This window comes from Mycobacterium sp. (genome assembly GCF_046095365.1).
In the GTDB taxonomy this organism is placed as follows: Bacteria; Actinomycetota; Actinomycetes; order Mycobacteriales; family Mycobacteriaceae; genus Mycobacterium.
Genome location: NZ_JBJTJF010000073.1, coordinates 1 through 11418, shown reverse-complemented (window position 1 = coordinate 11418; position 11418 = coordinate 1). Strand labels below are relative to the sequence as shown.

Sequence of the window (11418 nt, the reverse complement as noted above, 5' to 3'; positions counted from 1 at the left end):
GATCATGGGCTGGGTGGTTCCATTCCGTTTCGGGATACCCAAGGGGGTATGCTGGTGTCCATGATAGCCATACCCACGGGGGTACTGGCAAGAACCGGACGCGCCGAGATTGCCGCCACGCAGGGCACGACCCGCACTTCGGCTGCGGCAATGCAATCTCGACGGAATAGCGAAGCCGCCACGGCGTACCCTCATCGACCCAGGAGGAGAAAAACATGTGCTACCAAGTTCAGTGCCCGCGCTGCCACAAGACCACCTGGGACGGCTGCGGGCAGCACGCCGAACAGGTGATGAGCGAGGTCCCCAAGGACCAGCAGTGCACCTGTGACACCCAGCGCTGACGCGCCGAAGGGGCCTTCCTTGCGCAATCAGCGTCAGCCGAAGGGCCTGTCGCCTGCGGCCACCGCGCATCCCAGACCCATGAGCGTGACCGCGGAGGCATGCAGGCGCTCCCCCGCCTCCCGGCTGGCCCTGCCGGCCAGGTGGCGCGCCCAGGTGCCCTCGATCACGACGCCGAGCTTCAGGCAGGCCAACGCCAGGTACCAGTCGAGGTCCACGGTGTCGCGGCCCCCGGCGTCCCGGTAGGCCGCCAGCAGTTCGCCGCGCGAGGCGAGGCCGCCGAGCTCGGCGAGGTGTCACGCCGACCCGAGCGGATCCGGCGGGATCGGCCAGCACACCAGCATCCAGCCGAGGTCGAGAAGCGGGTCGCCGATGGTGCACATCTCCCAGTCCACGAACGCGGCCACCCGGGGTTCGGTGCTGCACAGCATCGTGTTGTTCAGGTGGATGTCGCCGTGCACGATGCCCGGGGAGTAGTCCGACGGCCGGCGGGCTTCCAGCCAGTCGCAGAGTTCGTCGACGCCGGGCAGCGAATCGTGGTCGTAGCCGTCCTGGGACCGGTAGGCGGCCACCGAGCTGCGCCATTGCGGCACTTGGCGTTCAAGAAACGAGCCGGGCCGCATCCAGTCCTCAAGCGGACTGCCCTGCCAGGCCGCCTGACCCAGCCGGGCGACGTCGGCGGCGTAGTTCAGGCCCACCTGGCGGCGCATCTCCGGGTCGCGGGTGTAGGCCTCGGCGATCTCGTTGCCGGGGTTGAATCCGTCGACCTCCGCCATGAGGTAGAAGACGACACCGAGCACGCCGGTGTCCTCGCAGGCGGCGACCAGCGACGGGTGGGGCACCGCGCTGCCGGCCAGGGTTCGCAGTACGGCGATCTCGCGCAGCATGGTGCGGTCGCTGTTGGGCCGGGGGTGCGGCGGCGGCCGGCGCAGCACCAGTGGCCGGCCGTCGATCTTCAGTCGCACCACCACGTTCTGAGACCCCCCGGCCAGCGGAACGACGTCGCTCACCGCCGAGCCGATGCCCTGCTCGCGCACCCAGTCGGTCAGGGCGGCGACGGCCGCGGCGTCGAGGGTGCCGGTGATCCCGGGCACCATCGGCTCAGGCATCGGGTTTAGGACTTTCAGCAGATTCGCGGAAGTTGTTCGCCCAGTTCGCGTTCCACCACACGGGTGGTGCCGAACGGGGTGCGCACCACCGCCATGCCCGGGTGCTCGGCGACCGCCCGCCCGACGATCACGGCCCCCGCGCCCTCCGGGCGGGCCCGCATAGCGGCCAGCACCGCCTCGCTGTGCGCGGGGTCGACGAAGGCCACCATCTTGCCCTCGTTGGCCACCTGCAACGGGTCCAGACCGAGGAATCCGCACGCCGAGGCCACCGTCTCGGGCACCGGTACGGCCGCTTCGTCGAGTTCCACCCCGACGCCGGAGGTGCGGGCGATCTCCACCACCGCCGCGACGAGTCCGCCGCGGGTCGGATCACGCAGCGCATGAACGGAATTCGGGTCCTCGACCGAATCCAGCATGGCCGCGACCAGCCGGTGCAGCGGCGCGCTGTCGGTGGTGACGGCGGTTCCGAAGTCGATGCCCTCGCGCACGCTCATGATGGCCACGCCGTGCTCGCCGATGTTGCCCGACACGATGACGTGGTCGCCGGGGCGGGCCTGCTCGGGCCCGATCCGAATCCCCTCCGCGACCACCCCCACTCCGGCGGTGTTGACGAAAAGCCCGTCGGCGCCGCCTTTTCCGACCACCTTGGTGTCGCCGGTGACGATGCCGACACCGGCCTCGGCGGCGGCTCTGCCCATGGCGTGCGCGACCGCGCCGAGCACCTCGACCTCCAGGCCCTCCTCGAGGATGAACCCGGCGGTCAGCGCGATCGGCTGAGCGCCGCTGCAGGCCAGGTCGTTGATGGTGCCGTTGACCGCCAGATCACCGATGTTGCCGCCCGGAAAGAACAGCGGGTTGACCACATAGGAGTCGGTGGTCAGGGCGATCCGTCCGCCGTGGGCCGACACGACCGCGGAGTCCCGCGACGGGCCGCCGGCCGAGCCGAACGCGGGCAGGAAGAGGTTCTCGATGAGTTCCTCCGACAGGATCCCGCCGCCCCCGTGTCCCAGGACGATCCGCTTGGTCTCGCGCAGCGGAAGCGGGCAGACCCAGTTCGACGGGTCGATTCCGGCGGTATCAGACACTCGCAGACGATTCCAGCCTGCGGAACTGGTAGTACGCCGCGCATGCGCCCTCGCTGGAGACCATGGTGGCACCCAGCGGGGTGCGCGGGGTGCAGGCGGTGCCGAAGGCAGGACACTGGTTGGGTTTGATCAGCCCCTGCAGCACCTCCCCGGCGTGGCACTGGTCGGACTCCTGCACGTGCAGCTGGCCGACGCCGAACCTGCGCTCGGCGTCGAACTCGGCGTAGCGCGGCGACAGTGTCCAGCCGGACCGGGGGATCATGCCGATGCCGCGCCACTGCCGGTCGGTGACGGCGAAGACGTCGGCCAGGGCCTCCCTCGCGACGGTGTTGCCGGCAGCGGTGACCGCGCGCGGGTAGGCGTTGCGCAGCTCGGCCTTCCCGGACTCCAGCAGCTCGACCACCTGCCGCACACCCTCGAGCAGGTCCAGCGGCTCGAATCCGGTGACGACGATGGGAACGCCGTACTCCTGCACCAGCGGCCCGTACTCGCCGGTGCCCATTACCGTGCAGACGTGGCCGGCCGCCAGGAAACCCTGCACCCGGTTGGTCGGCGAGCTGAGGATGGCCGTCATCGCCGGCGGCACCAGCACGTGGGACACCAGCATCGAGAAGTTGGTCAGTCCGAGCCGTTGGGCGTGCAGCACCGACATCGCGTTGGCCGGGGCGGTGGTCTCGAAGCCCACCCCGAAGAACACCACCTGCTTATCGGGGTTCTCCGCGGCGATGCGGGTGGCGTCCAGCGGCGAGTAGACGACGCGCACATCACCGCCACGGGCGCGCACGCTGAACAGGTCCTGGCTGGAGCCGGGCACCCGGAGCATGTCGCCGAACGAGCAGAAGACGACGTCGTCGCGGCCGGCGATCTCCAGGGCCCGGTCGATCATCTCCAGCGGCGTCACGCACACCGGGCAACCGGGGCCGTGGATGAATTCCACGGCGCCGTCGAGCAACTGATCGATGCCGTTGCGGATGATCGAGTGGGTCTGGCCGCCGCAGACCTCCATCACTGTCCAGGTGCGGGTGGCGGTGCGCCGGATGTTGTCGACCAGTGCCTTGGCCGCCACCGGGTCGCGGAACTCGTCGAGGTACTTCACGGCGTCCCCAGCTCCTCCTCGAGGATCCCCAGATCGGCGAACATCTGCAGGGTCTCGTTGGCGGACTTCTCGTCCAGGCGGGTGATCGCGAAGCCGGCGTGCACGATGGTGTACTCGCCGGGCTCCATGTCCGGCAGGTAGGCCAGGCAGACGGTCTTGGTGGTACCGCCGAAGTCGACGGTCGACATCCGGGTGCCGGAGTCGTCCCAGATCTCGATCACCTTGCCGGGGATTCCGAGACACATACGCCGTTCCTTTCCGGTGCCCGATGTGCGGCTGCGGCGACGGCCGCCTGGCCCAGGGCCAGACCTCCGTCGTTACAAGGAACGATACGGTGCGTGAGCACCTCATAGCCACGCTTGCTCAGAGATTCCCGAAGCCCTTGCAGCAGTAGCCGATTAGCGAAGACCCCGCCGGTCAGCCCGACAGTCGGGATGCCCGCCGAGGCCGCGCAGTGCGCCGCGGCCGCCGCGGTGGCCCGGACCACCGCGTGGTGGAAGCCGGCGGCCAGGTCGGCCGGCGACGTCCCGGCCCGCAGGCCCGCGACCAGGCCCGCGATCAGCGGAGCGGGATCCAGCAGTCCGCCGGAGACGTCGAAGTCCAGATCGGCGCCCGAACCGGTGCGGGCCAGGTGCTCGAGTTCCACCGCCGCCTGCCCCTCGTAGCTGACCTCCTGGCACACTCCCAGCAAACTGGCGACCGCATCGAACAGCCGGCCCATGCTCGACGTCGGCACGCAGCCGACCCCGCGGGGGATCTGCTGGGCTAGCACGCGCAGCCCCTCCGCCCCGACCGCGCCGACCGGCGCCAGGTCCGGGCTCCAGTCGACACCGGCGCGGGTGAGCAGGTCCAGGGCGATCCGGGCGGGCCGGCGCACCGCCCCCTCCCCTCCGGGCAGTGCGAACGGCACCAGGTGCCCGGCCCGGGTGAACCCGCCCGGGTCGGTGATCGCCAGCAGTTCCCCGCCCCAGATGGTGCCGTCGGAGCCGTAGCCGGTGCCGTCATAGGTCACCGCGATGATCGGGCTGCCCAGCCTCCGGTGGTCGGCCAGCAGCGAGACGGCGTGGGCGTGGTGGTGCTGCACGGCGATCACCGGGCGGCCGCCGGCGTACCGGCGCGCCCACGCCGTGGTGGCGTAGCCGGGGTGGGCGTCACGGGCGATGAGTTCGGGCCGGCGGTCGGTCATGAAGGCCAGATGGTCCAGCGCGGCCTCGAAGCAGGCCTGGGTGCGCGGATCGGCCATGTCGCCCAGGTGCGACGACATGTGCGCATGGCCGTCCGGGCCCATCAGGCAGAAGGTCGTCTTGAGGTCTCCGCCGGTGGCCAGGATTACCGGTCCGCCGGTGGCCGGAACGGTCACCGGAAGCGGCGCATAGCCCCGGGATCGGCGCAGCGGCAGCTGGTGTCCGGTGTCGTCGAGGGTCACCACGGAGTCCTCGCACGGCACGTGGATCGGCCGGTCGTGGCCGAGTACGGCGTCGGCCAGTCCGTCGATCCAGGACAGGTCCTGCTCGCGATAGACGATCGGCGAGCCGCCCCGGTTGGCTGAGGTCAGCACCAGCGGCTCGCGCAGCCGGTCGAAGATCTGGTGATGAACCGGCGAGTAGGCGAGCATGACCCCGAGGTCGGCCAGGCCCGGGGCCACCGCCCCGGCGACGGCGGCGGGACGGCCGGGCAGCAGCACGATCGGTGCGGCCGGCCCGCTCAGCGCGGCCGCGGCGGCCTCGTCGACCGAGGCGATCTCGCGGGCGGCCCCGAGGTCGGCGACCATGACCGCAAAAGGCTTCGCGGGCCTGGTCTTCCGGGTTCGCAGCGTCATCACCGCGGCGTCGTCCCGGGCCAGGCAGGCCAGGTGGTAGCCGCCGATGCCCTTGATCGCGACGATCCCGCCGGCGCTCAGCGCGGCGACGGCCGCTCCGATCGGGTCATCGGCCGGCCCTCCCGACCAGGTCAGCCGGGGCCCGCAGTCCGCGCAGGCGATGGTCTGGGCGTGGTAGCGCCGGTCGAGTGGGTCGCGGTACTCGGCCGCGCACACCTCGCACATCGGGAAGCCCGCCATGGTGGTGGCCGGCCGGTCGTACGGCAAGTCGGTGATGACGGTGTAGCGCGGCCCGCAGTTGGTGCAGGTGATGAACGGATGCCCGAAGCGCCGGTCGGCCGGATCGCGCATCTCGCGCAGGCAGTCGGGGCAGGCCGCGATGTCGGGAGGCACCAGGGTGCGCGCGTGGTCCCCGGACCGACTGCCGGTGATCTCGAACCCCGAACCGCCGCAGGTGGCGAGCGGGGTCAGCCGCAGGGTGTCGATGCGGGCCATCGGCGGCGGGCGGTGCCGCAGCGCGGCCACCGCGGCATCGACGTCGGCGCGGGACCCCTCCAGTTCGCAGTGCACCGATCCGGCGTCGTTGTACACCCAGCCGATCAGCCCGAACTCGGCGGCGATCCGCGCGACCGCGGGGCGGAATCCGACTCCCTGCACCACGCCGGTGATGTCGAGGCGAACCCGAACCGTCACCCCGAACACGCTAGTCGTAGGGTTCTTGCGATGCATGAGTTGTCGCTGTGCCAGGCGATCGCCGGGGTGGTCAAGCCCCACGCCGCCGGCCGCCGCGTCGACGTGGTGCGACTGCGGGTCGGCGCGCTGCGACAGGTGGTTCCCGAGACGCTGTCGTTCTGCTGGACGCTGGTGCGCGACCACGCGGACATGCCCGGGGCCGAGCTGGAACTGGAGTTGGTGCCGGCACGGGTGGACTGCCGCGACTGCGGCCGGCAGTCCGAGATCGAGTCCCGGTGGTCGGTGGCCTGCCCGCAGTGCCACAGCGCCGACGTCGCCCTGGTGGCCGGCGAGGAGTTCCTGGTGACCTCCGTGGACGTGACGTAGGAGAGGATCAGCAGATGGGTCGATTCCACCGCCACGAGGACGGAACCGTGCACAGCCACGACCACGGCGACCACGACCACGACCACGACCACGACCACGACCACGGCGACCACGGCGACCACGGCGACCACGGCGACCACGGCGACCACAGCGGGTACGCCACCGGAACCGAACGTATCGAGGTGCTGGAGTCGATCTTCGCCGAGAACGACAACCGGGCTGAGCTCAACCGGAAGGCGTTCGCCGACAACGGGATCCGCGCGCTGAACCTGATGAGCTCCCCCGGGTCGGGTAAGACCACCATCCTGGCGGCGACGCTGGACGCACTGGCCGGTGAATTTGCCATCGGCATCGTCGAGGGCGACATCGCCACCGACCTCGACGCCGCCAGGCTCGACGGCCGTGGCGCGCAGATCTCGCTGCTCAACACCAGCAACGGCTTCGGCGGGGAATGCCACCTCGACGCACCGATGGTGCACCGCGCGCTGCACGGCCTGGACCTGCCCGTGCTGGACCTGGTGGTCATCGAGAACGTCGGCAACCTGGTGTGCCCGGCGGAATTCGACGTCGGCGAGCACGCCAAGGCGATGGTGTACTCGGTGACCGAGGGCGAGGACAAACCGATGAAGTACCCGGTGATGTTCCGGTCGGTGGATGTGGTGCTGCTCAACAAGATCGACCTGGTGCCCCATCTCGACACCGACGTCGAGACCTACCTCGCCGGGGTCCGTCGGGTCAATCCCGCAGCGAGGGTCCTGCCGGTCAGCGCCCGCACCGGGGAGGGCATGGACGCCTGGTTCGACTGGCTGCGCGGGTTCGCCGCCCGCTGACCGGGCCTCAGTCGGTGAATCGGACGGCGATGATGCAGACGTCGTCACCGCGCGGCCGGGGCGCCAACGCCTCCTTCAGCGCCTGGCAGCACTCGTCCAACCCGGAACGTCGATCCCAGCCGGCGATCATCTGCCCGGCCCGGCCAAGACCCGTCTCGAGATCCATGCCGGGCCGCTCCACCAGGCCGTCGGTGTAGAGGACCAGGATGTCCCCGGCCGAGACCCGCACGGTGCCCTCGTCGTACTCGGCTCCGGGCACCGGCCCCAGGACCGGACCGCGCGCGCCGGAGAGCCGGATCGCCTGACCGCCGGCCGCGCGGCGCAGGAACGGCGGCGGGTGACCGGCCGTGCAGTAGGCCAGCGCACCCTGTCCGGGATCGAGGATCGCCACCGCCATGGTGGCGAACCTGCCGATGCTGGCGTGCCGGGTGAAGCCGTTGAGTTCGCTCAGCAGTCGGGCCGGCGAGAGGCCCTGGTGAGCGAGCGCCCTTCCGGCACTGCGTAATTGCGCCATGTCCTCCACCGCCGGCAGTCCGTGGCCCACGACGTCACCGACCGCGAAGTAGGTGCGGCCCTCCGGCAAAGCCATGACGTCGTACCAGTCACCGCCCAGCCCCTGGGCGACATCGGCGGGCTCGTAGGCCACGCTGATGTCCAGTCCGCCGGTCTCCACCGGTCCGGTCGGGAGAACCGCCGCCTGCAACACCGCCGCCCGCGCGTGTTGGTCGGAGTAGATCCGCGCCCGGACCAGCGCCTGGCCGACCATGGTGGCGACGGCGGAGACGTAGGCGCGCTGGGCGTTGTCCAGCGGTTGGGGCTCCGACCAGACCAGCAGCAGCGCACCGATCGCCGCACCGCCGGAGTTCAGCGGCCAACCAACCGTCGTCTCGGCCCGGCTGATCCGCGACCATCGCTCCTTGTCCGGGTAGCGGGCCCCGTACTCCGCCGCGGTGCGGATCAGCACCGGCTGACCGGTTCGCACCACGTCGGTGGTGACGGTCCGATCGGCGAGATCGATGCCGGCCCCGAACTCGTCGAGCACCACCTGCGGGTAGCCCGACATGGTCACCCACTCCAGCCGCCGCCCGGCGGGGTCGACAAGCCCCAGGCTCAGGGCGCGGGCACCCGCCTCGTTGAGCACCTGGTCGGCCAGCGCCCGGCCGATGTCCTTCGGGGTGAGCGCGGCGGAGAGCCGCTGGGCCAGTCCGGCCAGGGTCTCCAGCCGCAGGCGTTCGCGCCGTTCGATCTCCCGCTCCCGCACCGCGTTCACCCGTCCGGCCGCCTCCTGGGCGATGAGCATGGCGGCAAGCAGGTTGACGGCGATGAAAACCTGCGCCAGCGCCAGCCGGCTGGGCTCGGCCAGGTCCAGCCCGGCGTAGAGACCGCGGCCCCACACGGTCAGCAGATTGGCGACGAATGCAACCAGTGATCCGGCCAGCGCGGCGCCGAGCATGTCCAGCCGCAGTGCCGCCCAGGCCAGCACGGGAAGGATCAGCAGCGACGGAGGCAGATCGATCCAGAAGGCCGCCCACGCCAGCAGCGCTGCGGCGGTGAGGATTCCGGCAGCCTCGATGGGCCGGTCCCGCAGAACGTAGGACTGTCTCGGCCACAACAGAATTGGCGATGCCACCACGAGCACGCCGATGGCGTCTCCGGCGAACCAGTGCATGACTGCGGCGGGCCACCACACCGCCGAGTTCAGCGCAGTGACGGTTCCGCCGAGCAGACCGCCGATCAGCGGCCCGGCCAGGACCGCGCCACCGACGAACCTGACCAGTCCGGCGCGCACACGGAGGTCGGGCGCGCCACGGCACCAGGCCAGCGTGAGCGAGGCGCCGATCAGCGGTTCGACGGCGTTGGCAGTCGCGTACCAGGCCGCCCGGTCCGGGGTCTGACCGTAGAACAGGTCGACCAGGAACTCCGCGAGGACGATCGCCGCGACGATCGCCGGCCAGCGGGAACGCCGGGCGAGCAGCATCGCCGCCACAGTGATGCCGGCGGACGGGAAGAACGCCGGTCCGACTGTCGCGCCGAAAGACTGCCAGGACAACACCGCCCCGGCCGCGTAGGCGAGGAAAACCAGGACGAACAATCCGGCGGCCTCGCCCACGGACCGCCGAGGATCCGGCGGTGTACCGGGTGTCTCGGACGTCGCGATGAAGCGCGTGCCTGACACGCCCGCCCCGGCCCCTGTCGGGCTCATGGGCCAAGCCTAACTACAGCGGCGTCACTTTCCGCGCCCCGGGATGACGAAGGTCGCCTCCACCTCCGCGTGGATCTCGACGTCCTCCGGGCGCAGGGTCGGTACCGGCGGCCCGCCGTCGGCCGCCGTCGCGTTGGCCAGCACGACTTTGCGTTGAACAGCCTCGGCCAGACCGGGGTCGCTGATCGCGCTCACCGCGACCGAACCGAGGCCGAGCGCGTCGGCGTAGTCCTGAGCGCGGCGCGCGGCGTCGCGAACCGCCTTCTGCCGGGCGACGCGTTCGGCTTTGCGGCGCCTGATCTCCGATAGGTCCCAGTCGACGTAGTTGATGCTCAGACCCTCGACCGGGGCGCTCTGGGCAACCCATCGGGCCAACTCGTCGAAGTCGATGAAGGTGGCGGTGAGCGTCGCCGCGGCGGTGTGCACCACCGGCAGCTGCTTGCCGTCGGCGTTCCACGGCCGGTGCGCCCCGGTCCGGACCGCCTCGACGGTGTAGCCGGTTACCGGGCCGCGCTTGGGATGGTGGCGATCCGCCACCGAGGCGCAGACCCGCGATAGTGCGGCCGCGGCGGCGTCGTAAACCGGTTCGGCGACCGGGCCGTCGAAGGACACGGCCGCGTGCACGGTCGCGCGGTCGGGCGGCAGAGCCGAGGTGTGCGAGCCGCGCACCCGGATCTCCACGGTCGTCATGGCTCCACCCTAGGCGGCAGGCGGGCGAAACTACCTCAGCAGCGGGTCGCGCGGCATGCCCAGGATCCGCTCGGCGATCTGGTTGCGCGCGATCTCCGAGGTTCCCCCGGCGATGGCCATGCCGCGCGCGCCCATCGCCGCCCGCGCCGCCAGCGCGCCCTCGCCGGAGTCCAGGACCAGTTCCGGACCGACCAGGGCGGCCGCGATCGCACCCTGCTCGCCGAAGTGCTCGGCCAGTTTGAGTTTGGTGATGTTGCCCTCCGGGCCGGGGCCGGCGCCGGAGATACTGCGCGCGGCCCGGCGCAGGTTGAGCAGACGCAACGCATGGTCGTCGGCCAGGAACCGCCCGACGCGCTGCACCGCGCCGGCCACCCGGTGGCCGTGGGTCTGAGCCAGGTACACCAGCCACGCCGACACCGGGGCGATGCCGCCGGCTCCCCCGCCGATGCTGACCCGCTCGTTGCCCAGGGTGGCGCGCGCCACCGTCCAGCCGGCGTTGGGCTCGCCGACGACGTCGTCGTCGGGCACGAACACGTCGTTGAAGAAGACCTCGTTGAACTCCGAGCCGCCGGTGATCTGGCGCAGCGGGCGGATCTCCACACCGGGGGCCTTCATGTCCAGGATCACCATGGTTATCCCGGCGTGCTTGGGAGCGTCGAAATCCGTTCTGACCGTGGCCAGTCCGCGCCGGGCGTAATGCGCACCGGAGGTCCAGACCTTCTGGCCGTTGATGACCCAGCCGCCGTCGACACGGGTGGCCTTCGTCTTGACCGCCGCGGCGTCCGAGCCGGCCGACGGCTCGGAGAACAGCTGGCACCAGATCTCCTCGCGGCGCAGCGCCTTTTCCACGAAACGTTCGATCTGCGAGGGGGTCCCGTGCTGGATCAGGGTCAGGATCACCCACCCGGTGATGCCGTAGTCGGGGCGCTGCACCCCGGCAGCGGCGAACTCCTCCTCGACCAGCAACTGCTCGACGGCGCCCGCGGCCCGGCCCCACGGCTCGGGCCAGTGCGGCATCAGGTAGCCGGTGGCGATCAACTCGTCGAGTTGGGCCTTCTCGTCCAGCGCCGCGATACGCCGGGCCTCGGCGCGGATCCCGGAGCGCATCTGCTCGGCCTCGGCCGGCAGATCCAGGCTGTTGGCGCGCTTGAGGCCGGCGGCGGTGAGTTCGAACAGGTCGGTGGCCGG

10 protein-coding genes and 1 pseudogene are annotated in these 11418 nt (G+C 71.0%); 3 read left to right on the top strand and 8 right to left on the bottom strand.

Annotation, left to right across the window (positions count from 1 at the left end; translation table 11 throughout):
• Window positions 1–215: 215 nt before the first annotated feature.
• Window positions 216–341 carry a DUF8730 family Cys-rich protein gene (locus tag ACKOQ4_RS05500; protein WP_526289632.1) on the top strand — a complete coding sequence of 42 codons (126 nt, stop codon included), beginning with the start codon at window positions 216–218 and terminating at the stop codon, window positions 339–341.
• Window positions 342–374: 33 nt separating this feature from the next.
• On the opposite strand, the pseudogene ACKOQ4_RS05495 reads toward ACKOQ4_RS05500, so the two are convergent.
• From ACKOQ4_RS05495 to hypF, 5 genes and pseudogenes are all read right to left on the bottom strand, one after another.
• Window positions 375–1436: pseudogene (locus ACKOQ4_RS05495) on the bottom strand (phosphotransferase family protein).
• Between the two features lie 26 nt (window positions 1437–1462).
• On the bottom strand, window positions 1463–2533 hold the full coding sequence (hypE, locus tag ACKOQ4_RS05490; RefSeq protein ID WP_526289630.1) for a hydrogenase expression/formation protein HypE: 1071 nt from the start codon (window positions 2531–2533) through the stop codon (window positions 1463–1465).
• Window positions 2526–3629, bottom strand: coding sequence for a hydrogenase formation protein HypD (hypD, locus tag ACKOQ4_RS05485; protein ID WP_526289628.1), 1104 nt, complete (start codon window positions 3627–3629; stop codon window positions 2526–2528). The genes hypE and hypD overlap by 8 nt, the downstream gene beginning before the upstream one ends.
• Window positions 3626–3874, bottom strand: coding sequence for a HypC/HybG/HupF family hydrogenase formation chaperone (locus tag ACKOQ4_RS05480; protein ID WP_526289626.1), 249 nt, complete (start codon window positions 3872–3874; stop codon window positions 3626–3628). Before ACKOQ4_RS05480 ends, hypD begins: the two co-directional genes overlap by 4 nt.
• Window positions 3847–6141, bottom strand: coding sequence for a carbamoyltransferase HypF (hypF, locus tag ACKOQ4_RS05475; RefSeq protein ID WP_526289624.1), 2295 nt, complete (start codon window positions 6139–6141; stop codon window positions 3847–3849). Before hypF ends, ACKOQ4_RS05480 begins: the two co-directional genes overlap by 28 nt.
• Window positions 6142–6171: 30 nt before the next feature.
• On the opposite strand from hypF, the gene ACKOQ4_RS05470 reads away from it, so the two are divergent.
• A complete protein-coding gene (locus ACKOQ4_RS05470; RefSeq protein WP_526289622.1) occupies window positions 6172–6507 on the top strand; it encodes a hydrogenase maturation nickel metallochaperone HypA/HybF in 336 nt (111 codons plus the stop codon).
• Window positions 6508–6521: 14 nt separating this feature from the next.
• Window positions 6522–7337, top strand: coding sequence for a hydrogenase nickel incorporation protein HypB (hypB, locus tag ACKOQ4_RS05465; protein ID WP_526289620.1), 816 nt, complete (start codon window positions 6522–6524; stop codon window positions 7335–7337).
• A 7-nt stretch (window positions 7338–7344) separates the two neighbouring features.
• Here the strand turns inward: hypB and ACKOQ4_RS05460 are convergent, their stop codons facing one another.
• The 3 genes from ACKOQ4_RS05460 to ACKOQ4_RS05450 form a co-directional block, all read right to left on the bottom strand.
• Window positions 7345–9447 (bottom strand): PP2C family protein-serine/threonine phosphatase, encoded by a 2103-nt coding sequence (locus ACKOQ4_RS05460; RefSeq protein WP_526289618.1) that lies wholly within the window; start codon window positions 9445–9447, stop codon window positions 7345–7347.
• A gap of 117 nt (window positions 9448–9564) precedes the next feature.
• Window positions 9565–10230, bottom strand: coding sequence for an SIMPL domain-containing protein (locus ACKOQ4_RS05455; RefSeq protein ID WP_526289616.1), 666 nt, complete (start codon window positions 10228–10230; stop codon window positions 9565–9567).
• Between the two features lie 30 nt (window positions 10231–10260).
• The coding region (locus ACKOQ4_RS05450; protein ID WP_526289614.1) for an acyl-CoA dehydrogenase family protein at window positions 10261–11418 on the bottom strand (1158 nt) is incomplete at its 5' end.